This is a genomic window from Gordonia sp. WA4-43 (assembly GCF_020520305.1).
Lineage (GTDB): Bacteria > Actinomycetota > Actinomycetes > Mycobacteriales > Mycobacteriaceae > Gordonia > Gordonia hongkongensis.
Genome location: NZ_CP084736.1, coordinates 418,461 through 437,075, shown reverse-complemented (window position 1 = coordinate 437,075; position 18,615 = coordinate 418,461). Strand labels below are relative to the sequence as shown.

The window sequence follows — 18,615 nt, the reverse complement described above, 5'->3', positions numbered from 1 at the left end:
CGGCGGAACTCCCCGCCGGCGCCCGTCACCACGGTTCCGGCAGCCGACTCGATCCCACCGCTGTGCGCCATGGTGGAGATCTCATCACAGATGACCTCCAGGCGCCGGGTGACTAGTACCGGACCGGGGCCGCGGTGGCCGAAGTCACGTCGGCCCACCGTTTTTCGGCTCAGGCAGTGCTCCCGGCGTCCTTCTGGTCGGCGTCCTTCTGGTCGGCGCCACCCCGCGGTGCGGGCTTGGCGTCGATCCCCGATTCCTTGCGCTGCTGCGGGGTGATCGCCGCGGGGGCGTCGGTCAGCGGGTCGACGCCGCCACCCGACTTGGGGAACGCGATGACCTCGCGGATGGACGACTCGCCGGCGAGCAGGGCGGTGATGCGGTCCCAGCCGAAGGCGATGCCGCCGTGGGGCGGAGCGCCGTAGGCGAAGGCGTCGAGCAGGAAGCCGAACTTCTCCTGCGCCTCGTCGTGGCCGATGCCCATGATCTCGAAGACGCGCTCCTGCACGTCCCGCCGATGGATACGGATCGATCCGCCGCCGATCTCGTTGCCGTTGCACACGATGTCGTAGGCGTAGGCCAGGGCCGAACCCGGATCGGACTCCAAGGCGTCGATCGACTCCGGCTTGGGTGAGGTGAACGCATGGTGCACTGCGGTCCAGGCCGAATGTCCCAGTGCGACATCGCCGGACGCGGTCGCGTCGGCAACCGGCTCGAACATCGGCGCGTCCACCACCCAGGTGAACGCCCAGTCCCCGTCCTTGATGAGCCCGAGCTTCGAGGCGATCTCACCGCGCGCGGCACCGAGCAGGGCGCGGGTCGACTTCACCTCTCCCGCACCGAAGAACACGCAGTCACCCGGCTCCGCGCCGACATGCGCGGCCAGACCGGAGCGCTCCTCCTCGGAGAGGTTCTTGGCGACCGGCCCGCTGAGGGTCCCGTCTTCGGCGATGAGGACGTACGCCAGACCGCGTGCCCCGCGCTGCTTCGCCCATTCCTGCCATGCGTCGAGCTGGCGGCGCGGCTGCGACGCACCGCCGGGCATGACGACCGCTCCGACGTACGGTGCCTGGAACACGCGGAACGGGGTGTCCTTGAAGTACTCGGCACACTCGACGAGTTCGATACCGAAGCGCAGATCCGGCTTGTCCGAACCGAATCGGCGCATCGCATCGGCGTAGGTCATCCGCGGGATCGGGGTGGTGATGTCGACGCCGATGAGCTTCCACAGCGCGACGAGGATCTCCTCGGCGACAGCGATGACGTCGTCCTGGTCGACGAAGCTCATCTCGATGTCGAGCTGGGTGAACTCCGGCTGCCGGTCGGCGCGGAAGTCCTCGTCGCGGTAGCAGCGCGCGATCTGGTAGTACCGCTCCATGCCCGCGACCATCAGCAGCTGCTTGAACAGCTGCGGGCTCTGCGGCAAGGCGTAGAAGGTGCCGGGCTGCAGGCGCGCCGGCACCAGGAAGTCACGTGCCCCTTCCGGCGTCGACCGGGTCAGCGTGGGCGTCTCGATCTCGGTGAAGTCGTGGGCGGCGAGCACGCCGCGCGCCGCCGCGTTCGCCTTGGACCGCAGGCGGAGCGCCGCGCTGGGCCCCGCACGCCGCAGGTCGAGGTAGCGGTGACGCAGGCGCGCCTCCTCGCCCGGCGACTCGTCGAGCTGGAACGGCAGCGGCGCGGACTCGTTGAGGACCTCGAGCTCGACGGCGTTGATCTCGATCTCGCCGGAGCTCAGGTTGGGGTTCTCGCTGCCCTCGGGACGCACCTCGACGACGCCCGTCACGGTGACGCAGTACTCGGCGCGCAGACGGTGGGCGGCCGGCGCGACCGACTCGTCGCGGAAGACCACCTGGACCAGTCCGGTGGCGTCGCGCAGGTCGATGAAGACCACGCCACCGTGGTCGCGTCGGCGTGCGACCCACCCGGCGACGGTGACGGTCTGCGACGCGTCGGCGCGGCGCAGCGAACCTGCGGAATGCGTGCGGAGCACTGAGAATCCTTCCAGGAGTCGAAATCGGTCGGCGGAAACGCAGACCAGGTGTCCATGGTGCCGTATCCGCGCCCCCGGCCGTCAATCGCATACCTTCGCCGAGGCAGCGAGGGGCGGGTGACGATCGTGCCAGAATGGCCGCGTGACCTTCCAAGGCAGCGGATCGATCGACACCGGCAGCGTCTCCGGAGGCGGTGGAGGCGGTGGGGGCCGGATCGCGCTGGGCGGCGGCGCGGGACTCCTCATCACGATCGTCGCGCTGTTCTTCGGGGTGAACCCCGGCGATCTGCTCGGCGCCGGCGGCCCCACTCCCGGCACCTCGTCGGACGCCGCGCAGATCCAGCAGCAACTGGAAGAGTGCACCTATGAGATGGCCAACGAGAACACGATCTGCCGGATCAAGGCGACCACCGTCAGCGTCGACACGGTGTGGTCGGATCTGTGGCCCGAGTACGAGCCACCGCAGACGGTCATCTTCTCCGACGCGGTGAACACCGGGTGCGGCGCGGCGAGTTCGGCGACCGGCCCGTTCTACTGCCCCGCCGATTCGACGGCGTACTTCGATCCGACGTTCTTCGCCCAGCTGCGTCGCATGGGCGGCAGCGACGGGCCCCTCGCGCAGGAGTACGTCGTGTCCCACGAGTACGGACACCACGTGCAGAACCTCACCGGCGCCCTCGCCAAGGGTCAGCGGATGGGGTCGCAGGGACCGCGATCGGGTTCGGTACGGGTCGAATTGCAGGCCGACTGCCTCGCCGGGGTGTGGGCCCATCACGCCGACGACGGCCCCGACGCCCTCCTCGCGCCCATCACCGAGGAGCAGATCGCGACGGTCATCCAGACCGCGAAGGCCATCGGCGACGACACCATCCAGGGCGCGGGCTCCAATCCCGAGGGCTGGACTCATGGTTCGGCGGCCCAACGCACGCGGTGGTTCACCGTCGGCTACCAGTCGGGCGATCCGGATCGCTGCGACACCTTCGCCACCGACGACCTGTGAACGCCACCGACCCCGGCGGGACCGGCCCGCGCAGGCCCACCGCCGTCGATGCGATCGCCGAGGCGCATCTGGACCAGTTGTGCGAGCTCGATCCGCTGTTCGCCACCGAGATCGGGCGCGGTGGGCACGACGACCGGCTGACCGACTTCTCCGCGCAGGGGTGCGCCGAACGCGCCGAGGTCGCCGCCGGCACCCTCTCCGCCCTGGGCGGCGCCGACGTCGTCGATGCCATCGACCGCGTCACCGTCGCGACCATGAGCGCCTCGCTGCGTCGCGAGCTCGCACTCGCCGACGCGGGCGAGCACATCGGCAACTGCAATGTCATCGCGTCACCGTTGCAGGCGCTGCGCGACGTCTTCGACCTCATGCCCACCGACACCCGCGAGCAGCGGGAGACCTTCTTGTCCCGCCTCACCGCGATCCCGGCGTCGCTCACCGACGTTGTCGACGGCCTCGCCCACCGGCTTCGTCACGGTCCGCCGCCGGCCCGTCGACAGGTGGCGGCGGTCGCCCGGCAGGCCGACACCGCGGCCGACGCCATCGCCGGCAACACCGCACCGATCGCGGCCGACCCGGCGCTGGCCGGCACCCTCACCACCGCGCTCGACGCGGCGCGGACCTCGTTCGGGACCTTCGCCCACTACCTGCGCACCGGCGTTCTCGCTCAGGCCGTCGACGACGACGCGGTCGGCCGCGACCGCTACCTGCTGCACCTGCCGGCCTACCTGGGCGCCGACGCCGACCCCGACGACGCCTACGCCTGGGCGATGACCCGGTTGCGGCAGATCGTCGCCGAGCAGCAGGAGATCGCGGAGGGTCTGCTCCCCGGACAGGGGGTCGCGGCGACGCTCGCCTGGCTGGATCGTCAGCCGCAGTACCAGATCCACGATCGCGCGGAATTCGTCGACTGGATGCAAGCGACGTCCGACGCGGCGGTCGCCGGTCTGGCGGGCACGCACTTCGACCTCCCGGCCCGGCTGTCCCGGCTGGAGTGCCGGCTCGCCCCGTCGTCGACCGGCATCATCTACTACACCCAGCCCAGCGAGGATCTGTCCCGCCCGGGCCGGATGTGGTGGGCGGTGCCCGACGACCAGACCGTCTTCCACACCTGGCAGGAGAAGACGACGGTGTACCACGAGGGCGTGCCCGGGCATCATCTCCAGCTCGGATCGGCGATCGTCGACCCCGACCTCAACGCCTGGCGCAAGCTCGCGTCGTTCACCTCCGGACACGGCGAGGGCTGGGCGCTCTACGCCGAACGCCTGATGGACGAGCTCGGCTGGCTCGAGGACCCGGGCGACCGCATGGGGATGCTCGACTCGCAGCGGCTGCGGGCCGCGCGGGTCGTGGTCGACATCGGGGTCCACTGCCGCCTGCCCGCGCCGGAGTCCCTCGTCGGCGGGATGTGGGACGCCGACAAGGCCTGGACGTTCCTGACCTCGTCGGTCGCGATGGACCACGCCGTGTTGCGTTTCGAACTCGACCGCTATCTGGGCTGGCCCGGCCAGGCGCCCTCGTATGCGCTCGGCCAGCGCGTGTGGGAGCAGACGCGTACCGCCGCCCTCCGCCGGCACCCGGACTGGACGCTCAAGGACTTCCATTCGCGCGCACTGGCTCTCGGCGGTGTCTCGCTGGACGTCCTCGCGGCCGAGGTCGCCGGCGAGGACCAGGAGACGCGCCGCTGAAAACCACCCTCCGCAGCTTCGCCGACGCCTTTGAGCAGTCGCCGGTCCTGCACTGGGCGGTTTTCAGCTGCGAATGTATGCGCTGACCTCAGCCCAGGAGACGACGGACCTCGGCGACCAAGTCGTCCAGGGCGACCCGGTGCTGTTCGCCGTTGCTCAGGTCCTTGATCTCCAGCCGGCGCTCGGCGAGTTCGTTCTCCCCGAGCACCAGCGCCAGCCGCGCCCCCGAACGGTCGGCCGCCTTCATCGCGCCCTTGAGGCCACGATCGCCGTAAGCCAGGTCGACACTGATCCCGGCGGCGCGCAGAGCGCCTGCGACACCGACGAGTTCGGCTTTGGCCGCCGAGCCCAGCGGCACTCCGAAGACCTGGCAGCGGGCCGCCTCGGTGCCCGCGACACCCTCGGCCTCCAGCGCCAGCATCGTCCGGTCGACGCCGATCCCGAACCCGATGCCCGACAGATCCTGCTTGGCGCCCAGCTGTCGCATCAGACCGTCGTAGCGCCCGCCGCCGCCGATGCCCGACTGCGCACCGAGACCGTCGTGGACGAATTCGAACGTAGTCTTCGTGTAGTAGTCCAGGCCGCGCACCAGACGCGGGTTGATCTCGTAGACGACACCCAGCCGGTCCAGGTGCGCCAGGACGAGGTCGAAGTGCGCCTTCGCGTCGTCGGACAGATAGTCGATGAGCAGCGGCGCGCCTGCGGTCGCCGCCTTGATCTCCGGCCGCTTGTCGTCGAGGACACGCAGCGGGTTGATCTCGGCGCGCATCCGGGTGGCCTCGTCGAGATCGAGCCCGAACAGGAACTCCTGCAACGCCTCTCGATAGCGCGGACGGCTCTCGTCGTCACCCAGCGAGGTGATCTCGAGGCGGAACCCCGTCAGGCCGAGTCGGCGATAGCCCTCGTCGGCGATCGCGATGACCTCGGCGTCGAGCGCCGGGTCGTCGACACCGATCGCCTCGACGCCGACCTGCTGCAGCTGGCGGTACCGGCCGGTCTGCGGCTTCTCGTAGCGGAAGAACGGCCCGGCGTAGCAGACCTTCACCGGTAGCTGGCCGCGGTCGAGACCGTGCTGGATCACCGCGCGCACCACGCCCGCGGTGCCCTCGGGACGCAGCGTCACCGAGCGGTCGCCGCGGTCGGCGAAGGTGTACATCTCCTTGCTCACGACATCGGTCGACTCCCCGACCCCGCGTGCGAACAGCGCGGTGTCCTCGAACACCGGCAGTTCGATGTGGCCGTAGCCGGCACGACGCGCTGCGTCGGTGAGCGTGTCCCGGACCCTCCGGAAGTCCGCCGAGTTCGGCGGGAAGTAGTCCGGGATGCCCCGGGGGGCCTGAAATGCTCCGCTCACAGTCCGTGTCGTCCCTTCGGTCGAGTGCTCTGGTGCTCGAGGCCGGCCAGGAAGGGATTGCTCGCACTCTCCTGGCCGATGGTGGTCTGGGGTCCGTGGCCGGGCAGGACCAGCGTCTCCGCGGGCAGCGGCAGGAGTTTCGCCGCTATCGAGTCGAGCAACTGCTGATGGTTGCCCCCGGGGAGATCCGTCCGGCCGATCGAACCGGCAAACAATACGTCACCGGAGAAGCAGACCCCGACCACCGACGGCGTGTCGCGCCCGGCCTGATCCCGGGCCTCGTCCGGCACGTCGACGTCGACCCCGAGCAGCACCGAGCCCTGTGTGTGCCCGGGCGCGAGATCGACAGAGAACGCGACCCCGGCGAGTTCCACCGACTCGCCGTCGGCGAACTCGACCACCTTCTCCGGCTCGGTGAACACCTGGTCGCCGATCATCGCGCCCAACGCCCGTCCGATGCCGAGACCGGGATCGGCGAGCATCGGACGATCCGCGGGATGGATGTAGGCCGGGATCGAGTACTCGTCGCAGAGTTCCGTCGCGTTCCAGGTGTGGTCGAGATGACCGTGCGTGAGCAGCACCGCCACCGGGGTGAGGTCGTGTTCGGCGAGCAGTTCCCGCACCCGCGGCGCCGCATCCTGGCCCGGATCGATGATCACCGCCTCCGATCCCGCCTCGGCGGCGACGATGTAGCAGTTCGTCTGGAACATCCCGGCGGGGAATCCGGTGATGAGCATGCTGCTCCTCGGGTCGGCGCGGACAGGACGACGCACACACGTCGGTCTCCATTGTTGCGTAGGCGCCAGGGCTCGCGACCCGCCGCACCCCGTTCTCAGGTACAACTGGCACACTTGCCCCCGAGTAAGTGACATCCACGACGATGTCGGCACAGCCATGCCGAGGTTTCAGGAGGATCCACCCGCGTGTCCACCAATGAGGAGCGCCGCGAGGCGGCGAAGCGGAAGCTCGAAGAACGCCTCGAGACCGAGCGCCTCGCCCGGCGCAAGCGGAAGATCGTCATCGCCTCCGTCTCGACCGCCGTCGTGGTCGCCGTGGTCGCGGGCGTGACCGCCGTCGTGGTCAAGAAGATCATGGACGACCGCGAGGCCGCACGCTGGACGACCTGCGCCTACGAGGACTCCCCGAGCCGCTTCGACCAGCTGCCCGATCAGGTGCCCGACAACGTCCCGGCCGATCAGCGAGCGCAATACCAAGCCGAACTCGACGAGCTGAAGGCGGCCGCGGAGAACGAGCGGACCTCGCCCAAGCCCGACGAGCGCGTCCTCAAGTCGGGCACCGAGAAGGCCACGTTCGTCACCTCCCAGGGCACCCTGCCGATCACGCTCGAACGCGATGGCGCGCCGTGCAACACCGCGGCGGTGACTTCGTTGATCGAGAACAAGTTCTACGACGACTCCACCTGCCACCGCATGACCACCAGCGAGACGCTGAAGATCCTGCAGTGCGGCGACCCCACCGGCACCGGCATGAGCGGGCCCGGCTGGACCAGCCCCGACGAGCCGCCGACCGATCTGCAGACGGTCGGGCAGCCGGATCCGACGACCGGTTCGCAGCCCGTCATCTACCCGCGCGGCACCATCGCGATCGCCAACAGCAGCCAGGGCGGACAGAACCCGAACACCGGGTCCAGCCAGCTCTTCATCGTGATCAACGACAGCCAGTTGGGCCCGGACTACTCGATCGTCGGCAAGGTCGACGAACCCGGACTCGCGGTGCTCGACAAGGTCTACGCCGGCGGCATCAACCCCGGCCCGATCGGCAGTCAGCCCGGGGACGGCGAGCCGAAGCTCCCGGTGACCATCGAGACGGCCACGATCGACTAGATCCCGACCGACCGGGGGCCTCGGTCGGCCGTTCAGGCGGCCGAGGTCACCCGGTAGACGTCGTAGACGCCTTCGACGTTGCGCACGACGTTGAGCACGTGCCCGAGGTGCTTCGGGTCGCCCATCTCGAAGGTGAACTTGCTGATGGCCACCCGGTCCCGGCTCGTCGTCACCGACGCGGACAGGATGTTGACGCGTTCGTCGGCGAGCACCTTGGTCACGTCCGACAGCAGCCGGTGCCGGTCGAGCGCCTCCACCTGGATCGCCACCAGGAACACCGATTCCGGCGACGGGGCCCAGGACACGTCGAGAATTCGTTCCTCTTGCTGCCGAAGCGATTCGGCGTTGGTGCAGTCGGTGCGGTGCACGCTGATCCCGCCGCCGCGGGTGACGAAACCGAGGATGTCGTCGCCGGGCACCGGGGTGCAGCACTTGGCGAGTTTGATCACGACGTTGTCGAGGCCGTCGACCATGACGCCCGCGTCGCCGCCCTGACGTGCCCGGGTCGGCATCGTCGACGGCGTCGACCGCTCGGCGATCGCCTCTTCGGCGTCCTCGATGCCACCCAGTGAGGCGACCAGCCGGTTGACGACATGCCGTGCGGAGACATGGTTCTCACCGACCGCGGTGTAGAGCGCGGTGACGTCGGTGTAGCGCAACTCGCGGGCGATCGCCGACATCGATTCCGCGCTGAGGAGCCGCTGGAGCGGGAGCCCGCCGCGGCGGACCTCCTTGGCGATCGCGTCCTTGCCGGCCTCGAGGGCCTCCTCGCGTCGCTCCTTGGCGAACCACTGCCGGATCTTGGCCTTGGCGCGCGGCGAGACCACGAACGTCTGCCAGTCCTTCGACGGACCCGCGGTCGGCGCCTTGGAGGTGAACACCTCCACCACCTCGCCGTTCTCGAGCGTGCGCTCGAGCGCGACCAGCCGGCCGTTGACGCGCGCGCCGATACAGCGGTGCCCGACCTCGGTGTGGACCGCGTAGGCGAAGTCGACCGGGGTCGACCCGGCGGGCAGCGTGATGACGTCGCCCTTCGGGGTGAACACGAAGATCTCGCGCACGGCGAGGTCGTAGCGCAGCGACTCCAGGAACTCACCCGGGTCCGCGGCCTCCCGCTGCCAGTCGAGCAGCTGGCGCATCCAGGCCATGTCGTCGATCTCGGCGGTGTCGGACTTCTTGCCCGACTTGCGGTAGCCGTTCTCCTTGTAGCGCCAGTGCGCGGCGATCCCGAACTCGGCCGTGCGGTGCATCTCGTGCGTGCGGATCTGCACCTCGAGCGGTTTGCCCTCGGGTCCGATGACGGTCGTGTGCAACGACATGTAGACGCCGAACCGCGGCTGGGCGATGTAGTCCTTGAAGCGCCCCGCCATGGGTTGCCACAGCGAGTGCACGACACCGACGGCGGCGTAGCAGTCGCGGTCCTCCTCGCAGAGGATGCGCATCCCGACGAGGTCGTGGATGTCGTCGAAGTCGCGGCCCTTGACGATCATCTTCTGATAGATCGACCAGTAGTGCTTGGGCCGCCCCTCCACGGTGGCGTTGATACGCGCACCGGCCAGCGCGTTGTTGATGTCGGCTCGCACCCGGGCCAGGTAGGTGTCGCGGGACGGCGCGCGGTCGGCGACGAGCCGGACGATCTCTTCGTAGCGCTTGGGGTGCAGGATCGCGAACGACAGGTCCTCGAGTTCCCATTTGACCGTCGCCATGCCGAGTCGATGAGCAAGTGGCGCAATGACTTCCAGGGTCTCGCGGGCCTTGCGCGCCTGCTTCTCCGGCGGCAGGAAGCGCATCGTGCGCATGTTGTGCAACCGGTCGGCGACCTTGATGACGAGAACGCGCGGATCGCGCGCCATCGCGATGATCATCTTGCGGATGGTCTCGGCCTCCGCGGCGCTGCCGAGGGCGACCTTGTCGAGCTTGGTCACGCCGTCGACGAGGTGTGCGACCTCGGGTCCGAAGTCCTTCTCCAGCGCCTGCAAGGAGTAGCCGGTGTCCTCGACCGTGTCATGCAGCAGCGCCGCGATGAGGGTCGTGGTGTCCATGCCCAGATCGGCGAGGATCGTGGCGACCGCCAGCGGATGGGTGATGTAGGGATCGCCGGACTTGCGCTTCTGGCCGCTGTGCCGTTCGTCGGCGACGTCGTAGGCGCGCTGCAGCAACGCCACGTCGGCCTTCGGGTAGATCTCGCGGTGCAGAGTGACCAGCGGTTCGAGGACCGGCCGGACCTGACTGCGGGTCGCGGTCATACGGCGCGCGAGGCGGGCGCGCACCCGGCGTGAGGCCGAAGCACCCGGCTGGATGGAGCCGACCGCGGCCGGTGCGTTCGGCCGGTCGGCGGTCTCGGCCGACGTCGCTCCGGCGTCCGGGGTACCCGCGGGGGTCACGCCACGCTGCGCCGTGTCGGATTCATCGGGCATCAGCGGTCCTCCTCACGGTTGTCTGTCGGCATACGGTGACCCGTCCGGCCTACCGGGCGGGCTCAGCCGATTCTAGTCGCGGCCCGCCCATGACCGGGTCGACGCCGTCAGTCCAGTGCGACCGCATGGACGGGAACATCCGGTCCGAGGCCACGGGCGATCGTGTCCCGGCCGCCGAGACCCGCGAGTTCCATGATCACCGCGACCCCGACGACGTGCGCACCCGCACGATGGAGCAGTTCGGCCGCGGCGACCGCCGTCCCACCGGTGGCGAGCACATCGTCGACGAGCAGGACACGCCGGCCGCTGAGGTCGAGGCCGTCGGCCGGGATCTCGAGCGTGGCCTGTCCGTATTCGAGGCTGTAGTCGATGGCGAGGACCGGCGGCGGCAGCTTGCCGCCCTTGCGGACCGCCAGCACCCCGACCTCGAGCTCACGCGCGACCGCGCCGCCCAGCAGGAACCCGCGCGCGTCGATACCGGCCACGAGGTCGATCGACGAACAACCATGCGTGAGCGCGGTGACGATCGTCGACAGCCCTTCCGGGTCCGCGAGGACCGGTGTCAGATCCTTGAAAGCGATTCCGGGAGCCGGGAAGTCGTCGACGAGGCGAGCGTGTTCGGCGATCGCCGCCTGCGCTCGCGAGACCGCCTCCGCCGTACGGTCGGGCACGACACCACCCATCGCTTCACTCCCCTGCTCAACCACGGATCGTCCACCGATCCATGTTCCATCCGGTGCCGTCGCGGCCGAGACCGGCCACCACGTTGCCCACCCGATCCTTCCACTGCCGTATCCGCGGCGCCGCGAAGAGGGGCACCGACGGCATCGTCGCCCAGGTCGCGTTCTCGATGGACCGGGCCAGACGGAGTCGGTCGGGCGCCGAGACGGTCGTCGCGAGCTGATCCACTCCCCGACTCACCATCGGCTCCCGGATGCCGGACAGGTTCAACGGGTCTCCGCCGCGCAACGCGTAGGCGTCCCGGCTCGGGTCGGCGGCGCCGGCCGCGGCGAATGACGCACCACCGGCGACGATGAGTGCGTCGACATCGCGGCCCAGCGCGTCGGGCCGCAGGTCGGGTGAGGACGCGTCCTCGACGACGATCTCGGCGGCGCGGCACGACGCCGCGATCGCCGCGGTCATCTGCTGCCACCGCGGAGTCGGCGCGACGTAGCCGATGCGTACCGTCCGCGGTCGCAGCGCGACCTCCGAACCGGCCGCCTCGCCGCCGGCCGGGTCCTGTACCGCGCCCTGCCCGGTGGCCGCCCGGACGAGTCCGCGCGCTCGTTCGATGTCCGGCCGCTGATAGGCCTGGCCGAATTCGGTGTTCATCTGTGCGGCCAGGTTGTCTGCCGGGGAGAGCACCCGGAGATTCCAGACCTGCGCGCCGGCGCCGAAGTCGCGCGCGAGGTCGGCTCGCGGGACGCAGGAGGCGAACGCCCGGCGCATCCGGACATCGCCGAACAAGCCGCGGCCGGCCAGGACGAGTTCCTCGACGCCCAGCGCGCGCGCCGGCGAGGACGGCCCGGCGGCCCCCGCCGAACCGGCGATGTCACCGTCGACGAGGCCGGCCGTCACGTCGACGACGTCGAACCGGCCGTCGGGGAGCCGGCGGGTCGCGTCGGTCCCGCGCCCCCAGACGACGATGCGCGAGGTCTCCGGCTTGTCGCCCCACCACTCGTCGTTGGGCACCAGGACGAGTCCGCCCGAGCGCGAGTACCGGTCGATGCGATACGGACCCGACGCCGGATAGTGCGCGTGATCGATCGGTCCGAACGTCAGGTCGAAACCGGTGTTCCATGCGTCCGCGATGCGTCCGACGGCGGCCCGGTCCATCGCCCGGATCGGGTCGATGACGTCGGAGAGGCCTGCCACGCGGGCCACCACATGCGCCGGCATCATCGCCCCGGCGCCGAAGAGCGAGAGCCAGTTCCGGTACTCCCGTCCGGGCGCGAAGGTGACGGTCGCGCTCTTGTCGCCGGCCCCGCAGTTCACCGAGTCGATGTCGCGATAGCCGGCGGTGGTCGCCGGGGTGAAGCCGGGCAGCCGTCCGCTCATCGCCGCCCAGGCGAGCACGAGATCGTCGCAGTCGAGGGCCACCCCGTCGGAGAAGACCGCCTCGGGGTTGAAGTCATACCGCAGGGTCGGCACGCGGCCGGGCACCTGGGTGACCGTGCCGACGTCGCGATCCGGGATGACCTGGCCGGCCGGGCCCAGCAGACTGAAGCCGGGCAGCAGCCGGGTGGTCGCCATGAGGACGCCATCGGCGTTGCCGCTCACCGTGTTCGCGTTGTAGGTCGTGATCCGCGCGTCGACCACGTAGTCGATCGTCGGCGGCCCGTCGTCGCCGCAGGCCGTCACCAGCCCGACGACCGTGACGAGCCCGACGAGGAGGCTCAGGACCCTGACGAACTCCCGGCGTCCAACGCTCACGTCGCAGAGACTAGCGGTTGCGACGGCGTTTGCCGGTCGGGACCGCGCGGTCCGCGTCGTCGGTGTCGACTGCTGCCCCGGCGGACGCCCCTCGGCGCGTCCGGACCGGCCGCGGCTCGTCGGACGGGAGCCCGGCGCGACGCCGGAGGACCTTCTCGGTGTGCCGGCCGATGTCGGGGCGACGTTCCTTCAGTGTCGCCAGGAGCGGCGCGGCGAGGAAGACCGACGAGAACGTACCGACGAGGACACCGACGAGCTGGATCAGCCCGAGATCCTTGAGCGTTCCGACGCCGAGCAGCCAGACCGCGATGACCATCAGCGCGATGATCGGCAGCACCGAGATGACGGTGGTGTTGATCGACCGCATGAGGGTCTGGTTCACACCCAGGTTGGCCTGTTCGGCGTAGGTGCGCCGGGTGGTCTGGAGCACCGAGCGGGTGTTCTCGGAGATCTTGTCGAACACGACCACCGTGTCGTAGATCGAGAAGCCGAGGATGGTGAGCAGGCCGATGACGGTCGCCGGGGTGACCTCCCACCCGACGAGCGAGTAGATACCGGCGGTCACGATCAGGTCGAAGAACAGCGACCCCATCGCCGCGATGGACATCTCCCGGTCGAATCGCACCGCGATGTAGACGAAGACGATGACCAGGAACACGGCCAGCGCGATCAGCATGCGCTCGGTTATCTCGCTGCCCCACGTCGAGCTCACATCCGAGATGCTCACCTCGGCGGGCGCGAGTTCGGGACCGAATTCGTCGGCGAGCGCGCGCGTCACCGATTCCGCCTGGGCGAGATCGAGGGTCTCGGTGCGCACCTGGACCGTCTGGCTGCCACCGGCTCCCGCGGTCTGTACCGATTCGGGCGCCTCGCCGAGGGTCGCGGTGACAACTTCTTCGACGGACTCCGCGGTGATCTCCGAGGAGACGACCGGCACCGACATCTGGGTACCGCCCTCGAAGTCGATACCGAGGGTGAACCCGCGGATTCCGATCGAGGCCAGGCAGATCAGCAGGATCGCCGCGGTCACGCCGTACCACATGCGGCGGCGTCCCACGATCTCGAAGGCACCGGTACCGGTGTAGAGCCGGGACAGGAACGAGCGGTTGCGATCGGCGACGAAGTCGGCGTCCGCGCCGGGCTGCGCCTTGTCGGCGTCGAGGACGGCCGAGTCGCCGGTTGCCTTGTTGTACGGCCCGGTCATCGCACGGTCCCCTTCTCCCGAGTGGCGTCAGTGGTGTCGTCGGCGTCCGTCGGCGGCGCAGACGTGTCGGCGGTGGCCGCACCCGCTTGCCGGTGCGCGGCGACACGACGCTGGCGGGCGACCTCGCTGATCGCCCCGAGTCCGTTGACGCTCGGCTTCGACAGGAACGTCGAACGGCTCGCGTAGACGACCAGCGGGTGGGTGACCAGGAACACGACCATGACGTCGAGGATCGTGGTGAGACCCAGTGTGAACGCGAAGCCGCGGACCTCACCGATCGCCAGGATGTAGATGACCGCGGCGGCGATGAAGCTCACCGCATTGCCGGACCAGATCGTGCGGCGCGCGCTCGCCCAACCGCGGGGCACCGCGGACCGGAAGCTGCGCCCCTCGCGCATCTCGTCCTTGATTCGTTCGAAGTAGACGACGAACGAGTCGGCGGTCATACCGATACCGATGATCAGACCCGCGATGCCGGCGAGGTCGAGGGTGAACCCGATCCAGCGACCGAGCAGCACGATGATGCCGTACACCATGGCCCCGGCGAGGACGAGCGACAGCACCGTCAGGATGCCGAGCATGCGGTAGTAGGCCAGGGCGTAGATGAACACCGCGATCAGGCCCACCAGTCCGGCGATCAGACCGGCCTGCAGCGACGCGAGACCCAGTGTCGCCGAGATCGTCTCGGCGTCGGAGGCGGTGAAGGACAACGGCAGCGAGCCGTACTTCAGCACGTTGGCGAGTTCGTTCGACGACGACTCGGTGAACGGACTGGCGCTACCGCCGCTGATCCGGGTCTGCCCGCCCGGGATGGGCTCGTTGATCGCCGGCGCCGAGACGACGCGCGAATCGAGCGTGAAGGCGGTCTGGGTCCGGTTGGGGGCCTGCTCGGCGGTGTACCTGGGCCAGAAGCTGGCGGCCTCACCCTCGAATTCGAGGGTCACTACCCATTCGCCGGTCTGCGGATCGGTACCGGCGTTCGCGTTCTTGATGTCGCGACCGTCGATGATCTCCGGGCCGAGGAGGTAGACCTCCGAGCCGTCCGTCGAGCAGGCCACGAGGTACTCATCGGGGCGGTCGTTGCCCAGAAGCGGGTCGTTGGCCGTCGGCGAGCAGTCCATCTTCGCCATCTGCTGCTGGAGTGCCTCGAGCTGCTGCGGGGTCGCGTTCCCCGGCGCCTGACGGAGCTTGCGCTGCTCGTCGATGGCGGCTGCCGCGGCCTCGGTGGGCAGGGTGTCGGCCTGATCGTCGGCACTCTCGGGCTTCGGCGGTTGCGGAGTCGCCATGGCCGGCTGCCCGACGACCGGTCGGACGTACAGGCGCGCCGTCTGCCCGAGTGACTTGGCCTGCGCGCCGTCCTGGCCGGGGACCGTGATGATCAGGTTGTCACCGCTGACGACGACCTCCGAACCGGAGACGCCGAGCCCGTTCACGCGCTGCTCGATGATCTGCTTGGCCTGATCGAGCTGCTCTCGGGTCGCCGCCTGACCGTCCTCGGTCCGCGCGGTCAGCGTGACGCGCGTACCGCCCTGGAGGTCGATACCGAGCTTCGGTTCGATGGTCTGGGGTCCGGTGAAGAAGATCAGTCCGTAGACGACCGCGAGCAGGCCGATGAAGGCCACGAGCGGACGCCACGGCGGGATCTCTCGAGCCGGTCGCGACCGCTTCCCTGCAGTCCGGCCCTTCCCCGAAGTCCGAGAGGGAGTTGTCACAGCTGTTCAGGTCTCCTTGAGAGCGTCAACCGGCCGACGAGCAGCCCGACCGGCATGACCCATCGTCCACTCCTGGCCGGGACACGCCGGAAGCGCGTCGGAGGCGTGCAAACGGATGGGCGCGCCGCGTCGTGGATCGACGCGGCGCGGATGCGGCTTACTTGTCGTTGTCGCGCGCGTCGTCGGTGGCAGGCTTGTCCAGGCTGACCGAGTCGGCGTCGTCGTAGTCGTCGGACTCGATCTCCGGGGCGACGTGGCCGGGGTAGGTGGCCGCGGCCTCATCCGTCGGGACGACGCGCATGACGGCCAGCCGGTTCCAGCGGGTGACCACGCCGGTGGCGATCTCGACATCGACGACGTCGGGCGAGCTCGCGTCGATCACGGTTCCGAAGAGACCCGAGGTCAGCTGGACGCGGGTACCGGTGGACACCGAGTTCTGCATCTCCTGCATCTCGGCCACACGCTTCTTCTGCTTCCGCATCGACAGGAACATGAAGCCGGCCAGCAGGGCGAGCAGAAGCGGGAAGAGCAGAGCGTCCATGAGTGCGAGTCAGTCCTTTGGGTATCAGTGGGTACGGCGTGAGCGAGCGGCCTGTCCGGACGAATCCGGGCAGCATCAGCTCAGCTGTGCTCCACACAGTGTGCCACGTGTTGCGCGGAGCTCATCCCCGCAGGTGGTGCCCGTGCGGTCAGAGGTCATCGAACAGCGTCGCCGCGCCGACGTCGCGGGGACGGACGCCGAAGGTGGCGTTCATCGCACCGGCGGGCGGGGTGAGTCCGAGATGATGCCAGGCGGCGGCAGTGGCCACCCGCCCGCGCGGCGTCCGCGCGATCATGCCCGCGCGCACCAAGAACGGCTCGCAGACCTCCTCCACGGTCGCCGGCTCCTCGCCGACGGCCACGGCCAGCGTGGACACCCCGACCGGCCCCCCGCCGAAGGCGCGGATCAGGGCGTCGAGCACGGCTCGGTCCAGACGGTCGAACCCGAGTTCGTCGACGTCGTAGACCGCGAGGGCCGCGCGGGCGACGTCCACGGTGATCGACCCGTCTCCCCTTACCTCGGCGTAGTCGCGGACCCGGCGGAGCAGCCGGTTCGCGATGCGGGGCGTGCCCCGCGACCGGCGCGCGATCTCGCCCGAGGCGTCGCCGCGGAGTTCCATGCCCAGAATCCCGGCCGAGCGGTGCAGCACCCGGACGAGTTCGTCGGGCTCGTAGAACTCCATGTGCGCGGTGAACCCGAACCGGTCGCGCAGCGGGCCGGTCAGCGACCCCGACCGTGTTGTCGCCCCGACCAGCGTGAACGGCGCGACGTCGAGCGGGATCGAGGTCGCTCCCGGGCCCTTGCCGACCACGACGTCGACGCGGAAGTCCTCCATCGCGAGGTACAGCATCTCCTCGGCCGGGCGCGCGATGCGATGGATCTCGTCGATGAACAGCACGTCGCCCTCGACGAGATTCGACAGCATTGCCGCGAGGTCGCCGGCGCGCTCGAGTGCCGGACCAGAGGTCACCCGGATGGCGGCGCCCATCTCCGAAGCGATGATCATGGCCAGCGACGTCTTGCCGAGCCCGGGCGGTCCCGACAGCAGGATGTGGTCGGGGGTGCCACCGCGGCCCTTGGCCCCGTGCAGGACCAGTTCGAGCTGTTCGCAGACCCGCGGCTGGCCGATGAAATCAGCGAGTGACCGGGGACGGAGACCGGCGTCGAGGTCGCGGTCGGAGCGCACCGGCATCGCGCTCACGTCCCGGTCGTCGACGTCGTCCGGATCGCCGCCCATCTACGACGCCTTGCCGAGCAGTGACAGCGAGGAACGCAGCGCGGTGGACGCATCGGCGTCGGGATTCTCGGCGAGTACCGCCGTGACCGCCTTCTCCGCCGGACCGGCGGTGAACCCGAGCCCGACGAGCGCCTCGGCGACCTGCTCGCGAATACCGCCGACGGCGGTCACACCGGTCGACGCCTCGCCCGTGGGCCGGTCCACCTTGTCCCGCAGTTCGACGCACAGCCGTTCGGCCACGCGTTTGCCGATGCCGGGTACCGAGGTCAGTGACTTGGTGTCCGATTCGGCGAGCGCGCGTCGCAACGCATCCGGTTCGAGAACCGCGAGGGTCGCCATCGCGAGTCGCGGGCCGACGCCGGTGACCGTCTGCAGCAGCGCGAACAGCGCACGGGCGTCGGGTTCGGTGAAGCCGTAGAGCGTCATCGAGTCCTCGCGGACGATCATCGAGGTCAGCAGCGTCGCCTCGTCGCCGCGGCGCAGCCGGGACAGCGTCGCGGGCGTCGCCAGCACGCGGTAACCCACTCCCCCGCAATCGATCACGGCGTGGTCGAGCGCGATCTCGAGCACCGGTCCGCGGACTGACGCGATCATGCGCGACTCCCTTCTCGTGCCTGGGCCACCCGCGCGCGGTGCCGCGCCGCGGCCGCGTCGGCCTGCTTCTGTGCGGCTGCCATCCGCTCCATCATGGGTCCGCGCCAGCAGTGACAGATCGCCAGCGCGAGCGCATCTGCGGCGTCGGCGGGACGCGGCTTGGTCTGCATGCCGAGAATCCGGGTGACCATCGCGGTGACCTGAGACTTGTCGGCTCGTCCGCTGCCGGTCACCGCTGCCTTCACCTCCGACGGGGTGTGGAAGCGCACCGGTACGTCGCGCTGGGACGCCGCGAGCGCGATGACGCCGCCGGCCTGCGCGGTCCCCATGGCCGTGGACACCTGGTTCTGCGCGAAGACCCGCTCGATGGCCACCACGTCGGGCTGGTGCACATCGAGCCAGTGACACGCGGAGGTGTAGATCGCGAGCAACCGCTCGGCGAGTTCCATGTCACTCGGGGTGCGCACGACGTCCACGTCGAGGGCGGTCACCGTCCGCCCCCGACCCGACTCGACCAGCGCGATACCGCACCGGGTCAGACCCGGATCGACGCCCATGACGCGCACTCGTACCCTCCCAGGCATCGTGATCTGCGAACAGTTGTTCG

General features: G+C 69.7%; 15 protein-coding genes. 3 read left to right on the top strand and 12 right to left on the bottom strand.

What is annotated here, in order from left to right; genetic code table 11:
- Window positions 1-169: 169 nt before the first annotated feature.
- Window positions 170-1,987: an aspartate--tRNA ligase gene (aspS, locus tag LEL84_RS02095; protein WP_226513214.1), complete on the bottom strand. Its 1,818-nt coding sequence runs from the start codon at window positions 1,985-1,987 to the stop codon at window positions 170-172.
- Window positions 1,988-2,129: 142 nt separating this feature from the next.
- On the opposite strand from aspS, the gene LEL84_RS02090 reads away from it, so the two are divergent.
- Both LEL84_RS02090 and LEL84_RS02085 read left to right on the top strand, forming a co-directional pair.
- Entirely contained in the window at window positions 2,130-2,987 is an 858-nt protein-coding gene (locus LEL84_RS02090) for a neutral zinc metallopeptidase (protein WP_226513213.1), read from the top strand.
- Entirely contained in the window at window positions 2,984-4,672 is a 1,689-nt protein-coding gene (locus LEL84_RS02085) for a DUF885 domain-containing protein (RefSeq protein ID WP_226513212.1), read from the top strand. Before LEL84_RS02090 ends, LEL84_RS02085 begins: the two co-directional genes overlap by 4 nt.
- An 88-nt stretch (window positions 4,673-4,760) precedes the next feature.
- On the opposite strand, the gene hisS is transcribed toward LEL84_RS02085, so the two are convergent.
- Both hisS and LEL84_RS02075 read right to left on the bottom strand, forming a co-directional pair.
- Window positions 4,761-6,026 carry a histidine--tRNA ligase gene (gene hisS / locus LEL84_RS02080; protein ID WP_205334344.1) on the bottom strand — a complete coding sequence of 422 codons (1,266 nt, stop codon included), beginning with the start codon at window positions 6,024-6,026 and terminating at the stop codon, window positions 4,761-4,763.
- On the bottom strand, window positions 6,023-6,763 hold the full coding sequence (locus LEL84_RS02075; protein ID WP_226513211.1) for an MBL fold metallo-hydrolase: 741 nt from the start codon (window positions 6,761-6,763) through the stop codon (window positions 6,023-6,025). The genes hisS and LEL84_RS02075 overlap by 4 nt, the downstream gene beginning before the upstream one ends.
- Window positions 6,764-6,949: 186 nt before the next feature.
- On the opposite strand from LEL84_RS02075, the gene LEL84_RS02070 reads away from it, so the two are divergent.
- The gene (locus LEL84_RS02070; protein WP_226513210.1) at window positions 6,950-7,870 is read left to right on the top strand and encodes a peptidylprolyl isomerase; all 921 of its coding nucleotides are present in this window, start codon (window positions 6,950-6,952) and stop codon (window positions 7,868-7,870) included.
- 32 nt (window positions 7,871-7,902) lie between these two features.
- Here the strand turns inward: LEL84_RS02070 and LEL84_RS02065 are convergent, their stop codons facing one another.
- The 9 genes from LEL84_RS02065 to ruvC all read right to left on the bottom strand — a co-directional run bounded on the left by LEL84_RS02065 (window position 7,903) and on the right by ruvC (window position 18,574).
- On the bottom strand, window positions 7,903-10,287 hold the full coding sequence (locus LEL84_RS02065; protein ID WP_226513209.1) for a RelA/SpoT family protein: 2,385 nt from the start codon (window positions 10,285-10,287) through the stop codon (window positions 7,903-7,905).
- 107 nt (window positions 10,288-10,394) lie between these two features.
- Window positions 10,395-10,970 carry an adenine phosphoribosyltransferase gene (locus LEL84_RS02060; RefSeq protein ID WP_058250276.1) on the bottom strand — a complete coding sequence of 192 codons (576 nt, stop codon included), beginning with the start codon at window positions 10,968-10,970 and terminating at the stop codon, window positions 10,395-10,397.
- Between the two features lie 16 nt (window positions 10,971-10,986).
- On the bottom strand, window positions 10,987-12,720 hold the full coding sequence (locus LEL84_RS02055; RefSeq protein WP_226513208.1) for an ABC transporter substrate-binding protein: 1,734 nt from the start codon (window positions 12,718-12,720) through the stop codon (window positions 10,987-10,989).
- Between the two features lie 10 nt (window positions 12,721-12,730).
- Window positions 12,731-13,924 (bottom strand): protein translocase subunit SecF, encoded by a 1,194-nt coding sequence (secF, locus tag LEL84_RS02050; RefSeq protein WP_226513207.1) that lies wholly within the window; start codon window positions 13,922-13,924, stop codon window positions 12,731-12,733.
- Window positions 13,921-15,636: a protein translocase subunit SecD gene (gene secD / locus LEL84_RS02045; protein ID WP_396266573.1), complete on the bottom strand. Its 1,716-nt coding sequence runs from the start codon at window positions 15,634-15,636 to the stop codon at window positions 13,921-13,923. Before secD ends, secF begins: the two co-directional genes overlap by 4 nt.
- 157 nt (window positions 15,637-15,793) lie before the next feature.
- Window positions 15,794-16,177, bottom strand: coding sequence for a preprotein translocase subunit YajC (yajC, locus tag LEL84_RS02040; RefSeq protein ID WP_226513205.1), 384 nt, complete (start codon window positions 16,175-16,177; stop codon window positions 15,794-15,796).
- A gap of 148 nt (window positions 16,178-16,325) precedes the next feature.
- Window positions 16,326-17,414, bottom strand: coding sequence for a Holliday junction branch migration DNA helicase RuvB (ruvB, locus tag LEL84_RS02035; RefSeq protein WP_226513204.1), 1,089 nt, complete (start codon window positions 17,412-17,414; stop codon window positions 16,326-16,328).
- Window positions 17,415-18,008, bottom strand: a complete 594-nt coding sequence (ruvA, locus tag LEL84_RS02030; RefSeq protein ID WP_226513203.1) for a Holliday junction branch migration protein RuvA — start codon at window positions 18,006-18,008, stop codon at window positions 17,415-17,417.
- Entirely contained in the window at window positions 18,005-18,574 is a 570-nt protein-coding gene (ruvC, locus tag LEL84_RS02025; protein ID WP_058250269.1) for a crossover junction endodeoxyribonuclease RuvC, read from the bottom strand. The genes ruvA and ruvC overlap by 4 nt, the downstream gene beginning before the upstream one ends.
- Window positions 18,575-18,615: the final 41 nt, after the last annotated feature.